The organism is Geobacillus sp. LEMMY01 (assembly GCF_002042905.1).
GTDB classification, from domain to species: domain Bacteria; phylum Bacillota; class Bacilli; order Bacillales; family Anoxybacillaceae; genus Geobacillus; species Geobacillus proteiniphilus.
Genome location: NZ_MVKA01000005.1, coordinates 21436 through 38064, shown reverse-complemented (window position 1 = coordinate 38064; position 16629 = coordinate 21436). Strand labels below are relative to the sequence as shown.

The following is a 16629-nucleotide window of genomic DNA, read 5'->3' as shown; positions in this document are numbered from 1 at the left end:
TCACCTCGCCGCCTGCGAAGCCGGGGATGCCCCGCCGCCTTATCCATTTCATTCGACGCGCTCTCCTCTGCTCGTCCGAAGGCGCATGCCTGTGCCATCAGTTGACATAGCGGCCCGATTTTCCAACTGCATCCCAATATTGGCGGCGCAAGTGTACTTTCTGAATTTTTCCGGAGGCTGTTTTCGGCAGCTCATCGACAAACGTGACGCCCGTAATGGCTTTGAAATGAGCCAGTTTTTCCCGTGAAAAGGCGATCAGCTCTTCCTCTGTCACGTTGTGCCCTGGACGGACAACGACGAACGCATGCGGCGTTTCTCCCCATTTTTCGTGCGGCGCGGCAATGACGGCTGCCTCGAGCACAGCGGGATGTTCATAAAGCGCACCTTCGACTTCAATCGACGAAATATTTTCCCCTCCGCTAATAATAATATCCTTTTTCCGGTCAACGATATCAATATGCCCGTATTCATCGACGGTTGCCATATCGCCGGTATACAGCCAGCCGTCGCGGATCGTTGCGGCGGTCGCTTCTTCGTTTTTCCAATATCCTTTCATGACGCCATGGCTGCGGACAATCACTTCGCCGATCGCCCGGCCATTATGGGGCACTTCGTCGCCGTTTTCGTCGACCACTTTCACTTCGCAGCCGATCATCGGATAGCCGGCCTTTGCCTTGATCCGCTGCTTTTGCTCCACTGGCAGCCCGTCAAGCTGCGGACGAATGAGCGAAATCGTGCTGAGCGGAGACGATTCGGTCATGCCGTACACTTGGATAAACTCCCAGCCGAGCTTCTCCTCGACGCGCGCGACAAACGCCGGCGGCGGCGCAGAACCGGCGATGACGACCCGCACGCCTTCCGGGACGTCCGGTTGATATTGCTCGTAATATTGCAGCAACATATTGAGCACAGTCGGAGCCATATGCATGACCGTCACTTGGTAAGTTTGGACAAGGTCAAAAATGGCTTTTGGGTCGACTTTACGCAAACCGATTTGCGTTGCCCCGTTGGCGGTGTAATAAAACGGGGCGCCCCAACCGTTGACGTGGAACATCGGCAACACATGCAAATACGTATCGCGGTCGGACACACGCAAATGGTGCATCGTCACAAGCGCATGCAAGTAGTTGTTCCGATGCGTCAGCATGACTCCTTTTGGATTGCCTGTCGTCCCGCTCGTATATAGCAAACTGCATACATCGTTCTCATCGATCATCGGGCGCGGAACCGGCGCTGACGACTGGGCGGCGAGCCATTCGTCGTAAGCGGTTTCATCAATCACCGACTCTGTTTTATGGTGAACAATGATCTCCTCGACCGTTTCAAGCTTGTTTTTGACTGGTGCAATCAGCCCGTACAGCTCCTGATCCACAAACAACACTTTCGTTTCGCTATGATTCAAAATGAAAACGTAATCATCCGGTTTCAGCCGCGTATTCAGCGGCACCATCACCCCTCCCACTTCAAACACACCGTAAAACCCTTCGAGCATCTCGAGCGTGTTGGGCGCCAAGTACGCCACGCGGTCGCCTTTGCGGATGCCGAGCTCTCGCAGCCCGTTGGCGAGTCTCGACACCCGTTCGCCAAGCTCACGATACGTCACCGTCCGCCCCGAACAAATCATGGCTGTCTTGTCCCCATAGAGAGCCACGGCGCGATCTAAAAAGTGATGGAGCACGAGCGGTACATTCATTCTCCCATCCCCCTGTTTTATGTTTTAGAAAATTAACAATTGTATTATATAACAAAGATGGCATAAAGAAAAAGGGGGGCCGTCCCAAAAGGTCGTAAAATGACTTTTGAGGCCAGCCCTCTTTCTTGGCTAGTCCGCTCCATTGCGCCAAAAAAGAACCCGTTTTCTTCTTTTTTGCCCAAAAACGAAAGCTAGGCGAATCCTTTCGGGACAACCGCTAGTTGTTTCCTTTCACCCCAGCGTCGGAGACGTCGGGATCAACCGTATTCGTAACACTGCAAAACGTATTCGTTTGCAAGAAATCGCCAGTATTGCTGCCGCCGGCACCTGAGTTTGTCTTCGATGTGCTTTTCGGAGCGATTTGCAGCACATCCCCCATGTTGACGGTGCCATTGCCGCTCACGTTCGTCACTTTGATCCCGCCAATGACGATTGCTGGCATCCCCTTTCCCCTTCCTTTCTGCCCGTTCCCTTTCTTTATCATACGCGGGAACTGCTCCCCTCGCTTGGACTCTCGCCCCGCATTGAACCGTTTTTTCTCAGTTTTCATACAATAACGATAGCGACACGACGAAAAAGGAGGGAGCTCTTCATGCCTTCATTTATCAGCGGACCGATTAAGATCACCCATGTCAGCGGCGACGGCACGGTGAATTTCGGCGACGTCTTGCAAATCACACCAAAGAGCACGTTGAAATCCAATACCGGCTCAGGCGGCGGCAACAACGGGGACTTCCTGCAGACGAATACGTTCGTCAGCTTTACAAACACCGGCGATCCGGATGTTTTCGACTCAAATAATGCCGCCAACAATTAAAGCGAACGTTTCGCAGCTTGCGCCCATACACTAGTATCAACGAAAAAAACAAGGAAGGGAGCATGCCCACATGCCGGCTTTTGTCGGAGTCGTCAAACTGAACAGCATCGGAAGCAGCGGCGTGTTCCATATTGGCGATGTGTTTGCGATTTCCCCGCAAAGCGTGACGAAAACGTTCGCCGGCGCCGGTTCGTTTAACACCGGCGACGGGCTTCATATCTATAACTATTACAGCAATACGAATACGAATGACGCCGATGTCGCCGATGAAAATGTCGTCGGAAACGTTTGAAGGAGGAGAAGGAGGGTGCACGTTTACATCAGCCAAAGCATCTGCATCCACCAGTTGCGGATCGGCTCGGTCACCAATTCATCCGTTTTGCAAATCGGCAGCGCCGGAAGCATTCAAGCGCTCTCAACGCTCGCCAACACCGGCGGATTCACCGGTCCGGCCCCACAGGCGACCGTGCCGCCCGGTGCATCCGCTCCTCTCGTTCCTCTCCATTCAGCCACCCGCTAAATTCAGTGGAAAAAAGTGATGAGAGCGAAAGGCCGTCCATATATTGAAGGTAAGAGGGCTCTTTGGAGAGGATGATGGTGCACAATGAGCATTTACGAGTATTTCGTCAAGCTGCACCGCTATTTATTATGGCAAACAAAAAAAATACGGGCGCTGGAACGCCGTCTCGACGCACTCGAAGCCCGGCTTCGGGAAATGGAGGCTCAGCCGCGCACATCGATCGAACGAATTGAATATAAATTTGACCAGCTCAAAGTGGAAACGCTCGAAGGAACGCTAAACATCGGGATCGCTCCGCCCGGAGCCGGCGGCACGATTGAAGACTTTGCCGTCGAACCGGTGAAAACCGTGATTCCAAAGCCGGAAACGGTGCTCATGCGCCCGATTCAAGAAAAAGTAGCCGCCTATCTCAACGGGGAAGCACCGGAAACGTTAAAACGCCTTGAGCAGCAATACGGCCGCCGCCTCGACGATACGTACCGCCAGTTCATTTTGCAAGACATCGCCCGGCAAACGGACGAACGCATCCGCTTCTACTTGCAAGAGAAAGCCAACCATGGCTACGTTCCGTCCGGTGACCGCGATGAGGCGGTCGAAAATGAAATTTTTCAAAAAGTGAAAGCCGATATCGAACAATCGCTCGATGCATTTTTGAAACATTTGCCTTCAGGGGAGGGATAGACGTGAACTATACAGTGATCAATCGCCATCTGCATGTTGGCGACATCCGCCTCGTGGCCGTCGCCAGCGCCTCACTGTTTTTAATCGGCGACGTCGATGCGATCCACTTGTCATCAGCGTTTGACACACCGCCCGAATCGCTCATCATCGGTCCGTTTGTCCCGCTTGTGCCGGCTCGAGGGGAAGCGCCGTGAAACGAACGTCAGTTGTGCAAACGTTCCATGCCGAAACGCTTATCATTAGCTCTGTGCTGCAAATCGGCGACTCAGAGCGAATTTCCGCCCGCACGCGCACCTTGGCCGTTCAGCGGCAATATGAGCTGTTTTTTGGCCCAGAAGGAGAACAAATATTCCCTGTTTTTGCGAAACCGATCCCGCGCTGGACTTCTCCACCGCCGGTAGCCGCACGCCAAACGCTCCATGAGTCCCCGGTCATTTCCGTTCAGTCTGTGCGCGTGCTCGCGATTTCTTCATCCGCTATCGTCCATATCGGCTCGACCTCGACAGCGGAGGCAGAGGCAAGAATTAAACATATCCGCCAGCTGGCCGGCTCTGAGTCGAGCGCGCCAACAAGAGGGAGGGATTCATAATGCCTTCGTTTGTCGGCCCGATTAAAATCAACAGCGTCGGCAGCGGAGCTGTCGTCCAAATGGGCGACTGTCTGTACATCGCGCCGAAAGTCGCCACGAAAACGCAAGCCGGATCCGGCGGGTTCAACACCGGCGATTTTGTGATGACGAACAACGCCATCAGCTTTACAAACGCGTTTGATCCGGATGTATTCGACCAAAACGTGGCCGCCAACAACTGAACGTTGCAGAAGACGAATCCTCATTCATCACCTTTCATTTGCCAACATCAACCTTACCAGCCGAACGCTGCCGAAACTAAAAAGAGGGGCAAACGCCCCTTTTTCTTTTGTTCGGCGGGCGAGCCATTTTACATCATTTCCAGCCGGACGCGCGTGCCGCGGCCGGACGGTTCAGCCGGTTCAACGATGAGCCGTCGCGGCAGACGGTTGCGAATTTCTTGAACATGACTGATGACGCCGACCGCCAGTCGCTCGGTATGCAGCTTTTCCAAGGCGGAAATGACCGTCTCAAGCAGCTCGGCATCGAGGGTGCCAAACCCTTCGTCCAAGAAGAAAAAGCGGAGCGGATACTCGCCGCGCAGCTGAATTTGCGCCGATAACGCCAGCGCCAACGACAGCGACGTCAAAAACGTCTCCCCACCCGAGAGCGTCGATACCGGCCGTCTGACGCCGCCATTGGCATCATCGCGGATGAGAAACCCGCCTTGCGAATCCAATTCGAGCGAATACCGGTGCCGTGTCAGCCGCTGCAGCCGTTCCGAAGCCATGGCGGTTACTTGCTCGAGCTGCTCTTCAGCCATAAATTCGACAAAGCTGTTGCCGCGAAGCAGCGCCTGCAGCTGTTTATACCGCTCGATGCGCCGGCTGAGCTCCGCCTGCTTCTCCTCCAGTTCAACAAAGCGGCTATGTTTTTTTCTCAACTCTTCTACCTTCGCTTGAGCTGCCCCAAGCTGCTGCGTCATCGCCTCCACTTGCTCCTTCAACTCGGCGTATACACGCTGCATCGTCTCCCATTGTTCAGCGCTCACCGCCGCCCCCCCGATGGCGGCGGCCAGCTGGGCGAGGCGATGTTCGGCTTGCTCGATTTGGCGCCAATAGCGGCGGATTGCCTCATCCCATTCATCCCGCTGCGCTTTTTCCGCCTTCGCTTGCTTGACTTGTTCGGCATCGGCAAACATGGTGTCCGAAAGCGCACCGCGCCAGCGAGCGAGCGCCTCTTCTTCGCGGCGGACGCCTTCTTCCCACGCCTGCTTGGCCGCTTTTGTTTCGCTTTCAAGCATTTGATATTCCCGCTGGGCGCGCTGCCAGGCCTCATACGCCTGTTGCTCGCCGTTTTGCAGCTGGCGCCATTCAGCCTCCGCCTTCTGAAGCTGCACGGCCGCTGATCCTGAGCCCGCCTTCTCGCCCCGTTGCCGCTCATATTCGTTCCATTGCTGCTGTTTGGCGCTCATCAGCGAGTCAAGACGCACCCGCTCCGTCTCAAGCCGGCTTCGCTCTTCAGCCGCTTCCTCTTTCGCCCGCTGTTTTTCCTCTAAAAACAGCACGCTGTCCTCCAGCCGTTTTTGCACGTCGCGCCGCACTTTTTCCCGTTCACGCAGCTGTTCATACACCGCATCGATCGTCTCAAGCGAAAGGAAAGGATACATCTGCCGCCATTGCTGTTCAAGTTGCCGCCGCTCTTCCTCCAGCCGCTGCTTTTCAACTTGCACCGCTTCGATGTCCGCCGCTATCCATTGGCACGCTTTCTCCGCTTCGCGCCGCGCTGACTCGGCTTCATTCCATTGGGCAAGCGCCCGGTAGACCGCTTCTTTCAATTCAATGACATCTTGCGCAAGCGCCCGCACTTCCACAGTGAGGTCGACGGCCTCCTCCACCGAGCGGCTTTCGGCAAACACAGGCGGCGCTTCATGGCCTACCGCCAGCTCGGCAAGCTGCTCGAGCTGCGCCTTGAACGAAATGATCATTTGCCAATCTTGTTCATACCGCTGCCGCTCTGCCTCAAGCTCGGACAGACGCTCAAGTTGGACATCGTGCGGTGCGGCGGCCGGATGCGGATGCTCGCGCGATCCGCACACTGGACACGGCTCGCCGGGACGGAGCCGCTCAGCCAAGGCGGAGGCGAGTTGCGCCGTCCGCGCTTCTTCGGCTCGCTGTCGCTCCGCCTCCATGGTTTTCTGCAACGTATACAATTGTTTTTCAGCGTCCTGCTGCCGCCAGCAGACGAAACGATACGTCCGCTCCACACGCCGGAACAGCTCTTGAAGCCGGGAGCCGGCAGCGGCTGATCGGCGTTCCCGCTCCAACTTTTCCTCTTTCGCCCGACGCCAAACGGCCTCCTTTTGCTGAAGCTGGGCATCGACGCGAGCGATGGCTGACGCCGCTTGCTCAATATGCTGCTTCTGCCTGTACGCCCGCTCTGCCTCATCTTTTCCAGCCAGCGCCTCTTCATGCTGTTTCAGTTCTTCTTTCAACTCCCGCTGCCGCTTCGCGCCGCGCTCATACCAGACCGACGCCTCTTCAAACCGGCGTGCAGCTGCCTTCTCTTGGGCAATGAGTCGCTTCCTCTCTTCACTAAGAGCTGCGAGCTCCTGTCCAAGCGCTTCCATTTGCTGCTCAAGCTGCGCCGCCTGCCGCAGCCGTTCCATCTGGACGAGCAATTCCGGTTCGCGCTGCGCCTTTTCTTGGCGCGCCCGTTCATAACGCCGCGCCGCTTCTTCATAGCTCAATTGGGCTTCCTCTAACCGACGCGCCAGTCCTTCATACCGACGAAACGCCTCTGCCCGCAAGCGACATGCCTGCTCGCACTGCTCCCAATACGGCCAGATGCGCTCTGCTTGCTCGGCGCGCTCCTTTTTCGCCTCAAGCTCGCGGATGCCGGATTCATGTCGGCGCAGCGCGGCGAGCTCTTGTTCGACCGCTTCTTTTTCTTGCTGCCACGCCCATCGTTGTTTTGTTCGTTCCACATCTGCTTCGACTTCCTCAAGCTCTTTTTTTCGCTTGGCAAACAGCCCCGCGAGCTCCCGCACGTCCGCCTCTGCCTGCTCGAGCGCTGCTTTTGAAGCATCGCCGAGCCCCGCTTTTTCCGCTTCGATTTTTTCCCATTCTTGCTCAGCGGCGGCAAGCCGGTCTTTCAACTTTTTATTCAACTGATCGCCATACCGCTCAAGATGGAAGAGGCGCTGCAGCATTTGCCGCCGCTCCGACCCTTTGAGCGATAAAAACTCGGCAAATTTTCCTTGCGGCAAGACGACCGCCCGGGTGAAATCCTCCATCGTCAAGCCGAGCAATTGCTCGATCGCCTTGTCCACCTCCGATAGTTTATCGGCGAGCACGACCGGCTCGGACCGATGCTCGATCAGGCGGCAAACGGCGCTGCGCGTCCGCCATTCGTCCACTTTTTTTAAGCTTCGTTCGACTGTATACCGTTTCGCTCCTGCCGCATTTTCCAGCTCAAACGTAAACGAGACAAACAACTCTTGCTCCGCGTGGTTGATGATCGCCTGCGTGCGGTTGGCCGCCCGCTCGACGCTGCCGAACAAGGCGAGCGTCATGGCGTCTAAAATCGTTGATTTGCCGCTTCCAGTCGGCCCGAAAATGCCGAACACACCGCCCTCACACAGTGCGGTGAAATCGATCGTCTGCTTTTCACGAAAGCTATGAAGCCCGGCGATCGTCAGTAAGATCGGCTTCATTCTCCCTCCCCTTCCTTCTCTTCTTCCGCCGCCAGCTCCAAAAAGAGGCGGACGAGCTCTTCATCCGGCCTTTGTCCCCCAGTCTGCCGTTCGTAAAAGCGGTGAAACATTTCTTCAAGTGAAAGCGGCTCGCGGCTCATTTCCATCATCTCTTCCGCCCGATTGGGAAACACCGGGCGAATGTGGACAAATCCGGGATGAAGCTTACGCAGCCGATCAATTTCTTCCATTGTCAACGACTCGGTCACATGGATCTCCAAATCGATCCAGCTTGATCGGTCTCTTCCTTCCTCACACCAGCGGTATACTTGAGCGAGCCCCTCTGTCGCCTTCCAACGGATGAGCGGTTTGCCGGCAGCGAGCGGTATCTCCGCCACCTTGGCCGCCCCGCCTGGATGCACGTCAACGACCGTGACCGATTTGGCTTGACCGGCTTCGGAAAAGCTGTACGCCAACGGCGAGCCGGAATAGCGCGCCGCCGTCTTTGCCCGCTTGACATCCTGCGGCCGGTGCAGATGGCCAAGCGCCACATATTGCGCGGCTTTCGGCAAGCTCTCAGCCGCCACCGTATAAGCGCCGCCGACTTCAATCGGCCGCTCGGAATCGGACGTACGTCCGCCGGCGACGTAAAGATGGCTCATCGCGATATTGACGGTCTCCACCGTGAACGAGGCGGCCATCGCCGCTAATAAGGCGCGGATGCGGTCATCGTACCGATCGCGCAGCGTCGTTTCCTCACAGTCGGACGACAACAGCTCGGCGAGGCGCGATTCGGACGGATAGGCCAACGGAGCAAGCATCATCGTTTCGCCGCACGATGGAACGTCAATCCGGCAAACAGCCGCTTGCGGGCGGCCGAAAAGAAAAATGTTGTGCGCACACATCAACGTCCGGGCAGCGCTGATCCGGTCGGGGTGGTCGTGGTTGCCGCTGATGACCGCCACCGGGCGGCGTCCTTTGTCGGACAGGCGGGCGAGGCTTTCATAAAACAGTTGTTCCGCAACCGCAGGCGGATTGACGGAGTCGAATACGTCGCCGGCCACAAGGATGACGTCGATTTGTTCTTTCTTGACAATCTCCACAAGCTCATCAACAAATGCCTCTTGCTCGGCCATCCGACTCCGCCCCTCGAGCGTTCTCCCAAAATGCCAGTCCGCGGTATGCAAAATCCGCATTCTCTCTTTCCCCCCTTGCATCACTCAACAGCCACAACAAACCCGCCGTCAAACGAATACAAATAGCATTCCGTCACCGGCGCACGCCAAATTTGCTCGATGGCCCGCCGGTACAAGCGCATTTGCGTCCCGTAGCGGCCGAGCAGAAAACGAGCCGCTTCTTCCTTTTGCCCGGCAAATCGGTGGGTCACCTCATCGCTCTTATAGTCGATCAGCACATAACCTCGCGCGTCGGCAAACACGCAGTCGATCACTCCTTGCACAAGGACGCGCCGGCCGTTCTCCATCCCTTCGCCGCCGTACAGTTCATCCGCCGGAAGCCCTAAGCTGAACGGCACTTCGCGGTGCACTTCACGGGCGGCGCAAAGGCGGCGGCCAAGATCTGCAGCGAAAAAGGCAGCGATGGCCGCTGGATCGACCGCCTCGGCTTGTTCTGCCGACAGCAGCTCTTTTTCGACAAGGCGGACGATTTGACTGCGGATCGACGATTCATCAAGCGGCGCTTGCAAATCGAGATGGCGCATGACGACATGGAGCGCCGTCCCTTTTTCGGCCGGCGTCAACGTTTTCTCCTGCATAAAACGCGGCCGGGAAAACACCGGAGCCGTCCCTTGGCGCGGCCGCCATTCGTCCGCTTTCTCGCCAAAGAGCGCGCGCTGTTCTTTGAGTTCTGACACCGATTGCTTGGCGCGCACGGCCGTTTCTTTCTCATACGAATACCGCCACAACAAGCGGCGTTTGGCCTCCTCCTGCCACCCTCCTCCCACGGGAACGGGTCGGCCTTGTTCGAGGGCAAGAAGCACGCCGCCATCCCTCTCCTCCCTCGCAGCCTCTTCGCCGCGCAAATCGGCGGCCGGCACGATGGCGACACGCCACACAGACGGGTGGGAGGCGACCTCTTCGGGCGCCTTCGTTCCCGCAAGCGCCCCTCCATCGCGATGACGGATGAGCGCCCGGCCGATCCAATCCAAGTAGGAGCGGGCCGAAGCCCGCACATCGTCGGGGAGAAGCCAGCCGCGTTCCGAAGCAGCGCTTTTCCATTTCTCGATCTCCTTGTCCACATCGTTGACCGACGCGAGCAAATACAGCTTTTCTTTTGCCCTTGTGAGCGCGACATACAAAATGCGCATCTCCTCAGCGAGCAGTTCAAGCCGCTTTTTCGTTTGGATGGCCAACAGCGGCAGCGTCGGATAACTGATGCGCAGCCGTGGGTGGACAAAGCGGGCGGCAAAGCCCAGCTCTTTATCAAGCAAATATGGGTGATGCAAATCGCGCGTATGAAACGAACGCGCAAGCCCAGCGAGAAACACGATCGGAAATTCCAATCCTTTGCTGCTGTGAATCGTCATGATGCGCACGACGTCTTCCTGCTCGCCGAGCGGCCGGGCCGCCCCTAAATCGTCGCCGCGCTCTTGCAGCCGCTCGATGAAGCGAAGAAAGCGAAACAAGCCGCGAAACGACGTCGACTCGTACTGCCGTGCGCGGTCGTACAAAGCGCGCAAGTTCGCCTGTCGTTGCCTGCCGCCCGGCAGTGCGCCGACAAAATCGTAAAATTGCGTATCGCGGTACAGCTGCCAAATGAGATCAGCTAATGAGCGGCGGCGCGCCATCGTACGCCAGCCTTCGAGCCGCTCTAAGAAAGCCGCCGCTTTCCTTTGGGCGTTGGCCTCCTCTTCCGTTTCCGCCGGCTTTTGCCGAAACGAACAGAGCGCTTCATAAAACGTGCCTTTTGGATCGGCGAGGCGAATCATGGCGAGCTCATTCTCGTCAAAACGAAAGAGCGGCGACCGGAGCACCGCGGCGAGCGGAATGTCTTGGTGCGGGTTGTCGATCACTTTTAACAGTGAGAGCATGATAGAAATTTCCGTCGCCTGAAAATAGCCGGATGACAAATCCGCGGCCGCCGGGATGCCTTGCGCCTGCAGTTGCTCGATCATCTGCGGCGCATGCGTCATCGAGCGGACAAGGATGACGATGTCACGGTACATGGCGCGCCGCGGCTGCCCGCTCGAACGATCGTATACATAAAACGGAGCGGAAACGATCTCTTGGATTTTTTTCGCCATCAGCCGCGCCTCGAGCTCCGCCGCTTCCCATTCAGCCGCTTCCTCTTCGTCCTCTTCCGACGCACGCTGCCGGTTGATGATCATGACTTCCGGCGCCGCATCCTCCCCTTCCGGGTAATCGGCGCCGTATTTCAACTGCGCCGCTTCGTCGTAAACCATTTCGCCGACGGTTTCCCCCATGAGTTGCGCAAACAGAAAATTCGTCCCGTCAAGCACTTCGCGGCGGCTGCGGAAGTTGCTCGCAAGGTCGATTTTCATCCCCCCTTCTTCCCCGTCGGCGGTGAATCGTTTGTATTTGTCCAAAAACAGCATCGGCTCGGCAAGGCGGAATCGGTAAATCGACTGTTTCACGTCGCCGACCATAAACAAATTGCCTGTTCGTTCGCTCCCTTTTTTCACCAGCTGCAAAATCGCTTCTTGAACGAGGTTCGTATCTTGATACTCGTCAACAAGCACTTCATCAAACTGCGCCTGGTATTCCAAGGCGGCGGAGGAAGGCTGCCATTCGCCCGTTTCCGGATCGCGCCGCCGCAAAATATGCAAACAATAATGTTCCAAGTCAGAAAAATCAACGATTCCTTTTTCCCGTTTCGTCGCTTGGAACATGACGGCAAAACGGCGGACAAGGTTAGCGATCGCTTCAACGATCGGCTTCATTTCCCGCATATGGCGGAGCCAAACGGATGGATCGAGCGAAAACACATTGTCGCGCAGCGCCTCCACTTTCTTTTTCGCCTGATCGCGCAGCGATTTGGCTTCGTCGATCAGCCGCTCGTCATAGTCCTTGCCGCGGCAGGCCGGCAGCCGCCCAAACGACAGCGCCTTTAGCGCGCGATGCAGCTCGGCCCACGGTCCAGAAAGACGCGTTTCCAAATCAGCAATCATATCTCGATCTTCGCGCAGCCGCTCCGCGTATGGACGCGGTCCGCCCGGCTCTTCAGCAAGCTCAAGCGCCCTTCGGATCAGCCGTTTGGCCGCCGCCAGCTCCATTGCCGCGTGTTGGGCAAGATAACGGGCTGGGGGCAGCGTCTCTACAGCCGCCTGCTCATCGACGTCATACATCGTGGCCAAACCGGCCAACCATTTATCCGGTTCCGGATGGGAGCGGGAAAATTCATAAAGGGCGACAATCATCTCCTGCAGCTCCGCATCGCTCCGGTCGCCCGTATAGGCATCCACGACAGCGAAAAACCGCTCGTTGTCCGGCTTTCCGTATTCCTCCTCAAGCAGCTCTTCAAGAACATCCTCTTTCAACAGCTCGATTTCCGTTTCATCCGCGATGCGAAACGACGGATCCAAATCGAGCAAATAGTAATATTTGCGAATGACATCCAAGCAAAAGGAATGGAGCGTCGAGATCGCGGCGCGGGGAAGCAGGCTGAGTTGACGTCGCAAATGGAGCGAATGCGGACGCTTGGCCAGTTCCCGCTCGAGCGCCTCGCCGATTCTTGCTTTCATCTCCGCGGCTGCCGCATTGGTAAATGTGACGACAAGCAATTGGTCGATATCGACCGCTCCTTCTTCCGCCGTCACTTTTTGAATGATCCGCTCGACAAGAACAGCCGTTTTCCCGGATCCGGCCGCCGCGGCGACGAGAATGTCCCGGCCGCCCGCGGCGATCGCCTTCCATTGTTCATCCGTCCATCGGCTCCCAGCCGGCTTCGGGCGAATCGTGGCGTTCATCATTCTTCCTTCCCTTCCGCTAGTTTTTCAATGACCGCTTCCTTCGTTTGCGGGGCAAGCTTCCGGTATTCGTTGCCGGAGAGCGCCTCATCAAATTGGCAGACCGGTTTAAATGAGCAAAACTCGCACGCCGTTTTATCTTTCAACTTGTACGGGGCGATCGACACGACGCCGTCGGCGATTTGCCCGCCGATGTCGATGAACAAACGGCGGACATGCTGGCGGAGCGCGGCAAAGTCGGATGGACTCGCCACCGACGAACGCGAATGGATCGACCCGCTTTTCGTAAGCTGAGCGGGCACAATCAGCGACCATTGTCCGTCTTCCGTTCGGCTGTCCATCAGTCGGATCGCCTCAACATCAGCGAGCAACAGCCCGCGCATCCGAAACGGCTCAAGCAACTTTTTCGCCATTTCCACCTCGTCATCCACCCATTGCTTCGCTTGAACGATCGGATTGTGGATGTGAAAATAAAGCACCCCGGCTGGCAAGGCCGGCTGTCCGACGAGCTGTTCGGCATACGTCAGCACGATGTCCAAGTAGGTGAACATTTGCAGCGCCAGGCCGTAATACACTTCCGTCAAATCGAGCGTTTTCGCACTCGATTTGTAATCGATAATGCGAAGAAGCACCCCTTGGCTGCTTTCCGCCTTATCGACGCGGTCGATCCGCCCAACAAGCTCCATCACTGTTCCGTCGGGAAGCCGAAACCGAAGCGGCGGCAGGTCGCCATTGGGGCCGAATGACAGCTCAAGTCCGATCGGAACGAATCCGCTCGCCCGCGCATGCTCGCTTAACACATGGGTTGTACGGGCAACGACGTGTTTTAATTTTCGTTTCATATATTCATAGCGATGAGAGCTTGAGAGCACTTGCTGCTGGATGAGCGGGGCGATCCGTTCGACCGCTTCGGCCGACAGCCGTTCACAGTCCGGCCTTGACAGTTCGCGCCAGTCAAGATGCTGTTCGCGCAGCCGGTCGGCGATTTGCTTGATGGCCGCATGAAACAACTGTCCGACATCCGGCGCCTCAAGTCGGAAGACGTTTCGCTCTTTTAGCCGCAGCCCATGCGAAGCGAAATGGGCGTACGGGCATTTTTGAAACTGCTCCATGCGTGAGACGCTCGCCTGAATTTTTTTGCCGTACAGCCGCCGGCTCCACTGTTTTTTGAGCGGCGCCGCTCCGTTTGTATAAAAGAGCGCGGAGATGGCATGACGCACCTGCTCCTTCCAGTCCGGATGGCCGATAAACGTGTTATACACATCCCACCAAAGCGGAGCGATGCCGTAGTTGCGCTTCCACGCTCGGAGCTGGCTGATCAAATACGTTTGCGTCGCCCGCGGCGCGGTCACGAACGCCTCCGCTTTTTCTGCCGGGGCGTCGAACGGGTCGTTGCCGCACAGATGCACCGGCGCATGCGGAAACAGTTCAGCCAGCTGCTTGATGAGCGGCGACGGCATCAGCGCCTTCCCTTCGCCATCAGCAAGCGGATACGTGACGTACAGCCGCCGGCTTGGACAAACGAGCGCCAAGTAAACAAAAAACGGATCATAAAACAGCTGCTCCCGCCCCCCCGGAGCGAGCGCTGCCCCAAGTTCGCGCAGCTGCTCGCGCTCCATTTCGGCCATCAGCCCGTCTTCCTTCACTTTCGCTGGAATAACGCCATCGTTGGCGCCGATCACAAACGCATATTGCACCCCAACTAAACGCGAGCGGTCAAGCTGAGCGACGATCACCTGGTCCATCGCCGGCGGTACAAGGGAGAACTCCAACCGATCGAGCCCAGCCTCGATAATCTTGACAAACTCAACGAGCGGCAGCGATTCTGTTCCGAGCATTTCTACATATTGATCAAGCAAATCGACGACGGCGTTCCACGCCTGTTCATGCTGGCGCGCCTCAACGAGGCGGCCGTCCGCTTCCGCTTGCGCGCTCATTTTCTCTAGTTTTTTTGGAATCTGCAATTCTTCCAAAAACAGATATAATGCCATACAAAACCCGCGTCCGTCCTCCGCCCGGCGCAGACGGCGCTCCAACCGGCGAAGCGGAGCGGCCAACGCCTCACGCCATTCATTGAGCTTGTCCTCAAACTGCCGCTCTTCGTCCGTCTGTGGTACGTTCAAACCGTCAAGCGCCTGATAGCGCCGATACGTCCAGCGCTCATTGTTTGTCCACTTATCCCCTTTGATTCCGTAAGCAAGCACATAGTTTTCGAGCTTGTCGGCCGCCTCGCGCCACATGTGCAGATCGCCATCCGCAGGAAAAAGCAAATCCGTTTTCACCGCCCGAAACACCGCTTCATATCGCCAACGCGTCACGACCGTCTCTAAGGCAGCGCGCACGAGTTCAATGAGCGGGTGGTGGTGCATCGGTTCTTTTTCATCCATAAAATACGGGATCCCAAAATCAAAAAACACCGTTTTCACCAGATCGCGGTACGCCTCCGTCTGGCGGATGATCAGCGCAATGTCGCGATAGCGCGCCCCTTCATCGCGGACAAGGCGGATGATTTCGCGTGCGACCGCTTCGATTTCCGCTCGGCGATTGGACGCCTCATAAAGATGGATGGCATCGGTCTTTGCACCATATGGAAGCAACGGGCGGCGGTGAAATTGCGCCTCAAGATGAACGAGCGCCCTGTCTTCATGGCGGCGGTTGGCCGAAAGCACGATCGGCTCTTCGATCGCAATCTCATTGCTTAGCGCCAACTCGCGCAACTGACGGTATGTTTGCGCCGGCAAATAAAAGAGATGAAGTTCGTCCGGCATTCCGTCGTCATACGGGCGGTCGATCGTCAAACAAACGGTGACGCGCCGGCAATGGCGAAGAAGCTGTTCGATGATCATATATTCTTGCGGCGCGAAATGATGAAAGCCGTCGATGTAAATATCGGCATCCCGCAAATAACTTGAGCGCGGAATATGCTCAGCGAGCAAGCGCAAATAATCTTCCGAATCAAGATAGTGGCCGATAAGACTCCGCTCAAGTTCCTCATACACAAGCGCGACATCGCTCAACTTGTCAGCGAGCAAGCGGCGGCCCGGCTGGCTTGGCCCATCCTCGAGCGCCTCGGCATGTCGGCGGAGTTCGCCCGGCGTCAGGCAATACCGTTTGCATTCGGTGATCATTTCGTTCAGCTGCTCAATAAAACCTTGTTTGTCCGCCGCGCGGCCAAACAGTTTCAGTTCTTGTTTGCGTTGCTCAATAATTTTGCGGATCATCATCTGCACGCCAACATCATGAATGTGATACCGGGTCATGCCGCCTGTTTCCTGCAGCACGCGCCAAGCGAGACGGGTGAAGCTGAACACTTGGGCGCGAATCATCCCGCCCACTCCCTCGGTATGTATCAACGCGTATTCGCATTGAAACGTCATTTGCTCCGGAACGAGATAGACGATCGCCCTTCCTTTTGGATCCTCTTGCAACTGGCGGCGAATTTCTTCGAGGCAGACAGCCGTTTTCCCACTTCCTGACCGCCCGAGCAAAAACCGCAGCGACATTGTATCCACCACCATTCGTTTCCTTTATTTGTTTTATTTTAGCACGTATGTTCGCTTTTGGGAAGAAAAAAACGCCCTTCCGGCTGCGGGCTATATGGAGGCAATCTGAAACGTTAACGTTTGTTTCTTTTTTGTGGAGCCAGCCGACATGTCAGCGACTGTCGGACGACTGAACAACCTCGCTTCCAAACCCATTTATTGGTCTGTG

Annotated in this window: 13 protein-coding genes; 7 read left to right on the top strand and 6 right to left on the bottom strand. The window is 56.6% G+C overall.

Annotated features, from left to right (window positions below; genetic code table 11):
- Positions 1-97: 97 nt before the first annotated feature.
- Positions 98-1693, bottom strand: a complete 1596-nt coding sequence (locus tag B1A75_RS03880; RefSeq protein WP_079935787.1) for a fatty acid--CoA ligase — start codon at positions 1691-1693, stop codon at positions 98-100.
- Positions 1694-1910: 217 nt separating this feature from the next.
- A complete protein-coding gene (locus B1A75_RS03875) occupies positions 1911-2135 on the bottom strand; it encodes a spore germination protein (protein ID WP_074043058.1) in 225 nt (74 codons plus the stop codon).
- 150 nt (positions 2136-2285) lie between these two features.
- Between B1A75_RS03875 and B1A75_RS03870 the strand changes: the two genes are divergently transcribed.
- The 7 genes from B1A75_RS03870 (at position 2286) to B1A75_RS03840 (ending at position 4521) form a co-directional block, all read left to right on the top strand.
- On the top strand, positions 2286-2510 hold the full coding sequence (locus B1A75_RS03870) for a spore germination protein (protein ID WP_011230194.1): 225 nt from the start codon (positions 2286-2288) through the stop codon (positions 2508-2510).
- 70 nt (positions 2511-2580) lie between these two features.
- Positions 2581-2802 carry a spore germination protein gene (locus B1A75_RS03865; RefSeq protein ID WP_011230193.1) on the top strand — a complete coding sequence of 74 codons (222 nt, stop codon included), beginning with the start codon at positions 2581-2583 and terminating at the stop codon, positions 2800-2802.
- Positions 2803-2817: 15 nt separating this feature from the next.
- Complete coding sequence (locus B1A75_RS03860) at positions 2818-3030, top strand: spore germination protein GerPB (protein ID WP_013146201.1); 213 nt, start codon at positions 2818-2820, stop codon at positions 3028-3030.
- 84 nt (positions 3031-3114) lie between these two features.
- Positions 3115-3711 (top strand): spore germination protein GerPC, encoded by a 597-nt coding sequence (gene gerPC, locus B1A75_RS03855; protein WP_079935786.1) that lies wholly within the window; start codon positions 3115-3117, stop codon positions 3709-3711.
- A 2-nt stretch (positions 3712-3713) separates the two neighbouring features.
- Positions 3714-3905, top strand: coding sequence for a spore gernimation protein GerPD (locus tag B1A75_RS03850; protein WP_079935785.1), 192 nt, complete (start codon positions 3714-3716; stop codon positions 3903-3905).
- Positions 3902-4300, top strand: coding sequence for a spore germination protein GerPE (locus B1A75_RS03845; protein ID WP_079935784.1), 399 nt, complete (start codon positions 3902-3904; stop codon positions 4298-4300). Before B1A75_RS03850 ends, B1A75_RS03845 begins: the two co-directional genes overlap by 4 nt.
- A complete protein-coding gene (locus B1A75_RS03840) occupies positions 4300-4521 on the top strand; it encodes a spore germination protein (protein WP_066230380.1) in 222 nt (73 codons plus the stop codon). Before B1A75_RS03845 ends, B1A75_RS03840 begins: the two co-directional genes overlap by 1 nt.
- Positions 4522-4649: 128 nt before the next feature.
- Here B1A75_RS03840 and B1A75_RS03835 read toward each other — a convergent pair whose 3' ends face one another.
- The 4 genes from B1A75_RS03835 to addB are packed head-to-tail and all read right to left on the bottom strand — an operon-like array spanning position 4650 to position 16421.
- On the bottom strand, positions 4650-7994 hold the full coding sequence (locus B1A75_RS03835) for an SbcC/MukB-like Walker B domain-containing protein (protein ID WP_079935783.1): 3345 nt from the start codon (positions 7992-7994) through the stop codon (positions 4650-4652).
- Positions 7991-9169 carry an exonuclease SbcCD subunit D gene (locus tag B1A75_RS03830; protein ID WP_079935782.1) on the bottom strand — a complete coding sequence of 393 codons (1179 nt, stop codon included), beginning with the start codon at positions 9167-9169 and terminating at the stop codon, positions 7991-7993. The genes B1A75_RS03835 and B1A75_RS03830 overlap by 4 nt, the downstream gene beginning before the upstream one ends.
- Positions 9170-9189: 20 nt before the next feature.
- Positions 9190-12918 (bottom strand): helicase-exonuclease AddAB subunit AddA, encoded by a 3729-nt coding sequence (gene addA / locus B1A75_RS03825; protein ID WP_079935805.1) that lies wholly within the window; start codon positions 12916-12918, stop codon positions 9190-9192.
- The gene (gene addB / locus B1A75_RS03820; protein WP_303048384.1) at positions 12918-16421 is read right to left on the bottom strand and encodes a helicase-exonuclease AddAB subunit AddB; all 3504 of its coding nucleotides are present in this window, start codon (positions 16419-16421) and stop codon (positions 12918-12920) included. Before addB ends, addA begins: the two co-directional genes overlap by 1 nt.
- Positions 16422-16629: the final 208 nt, after the last annotated feature.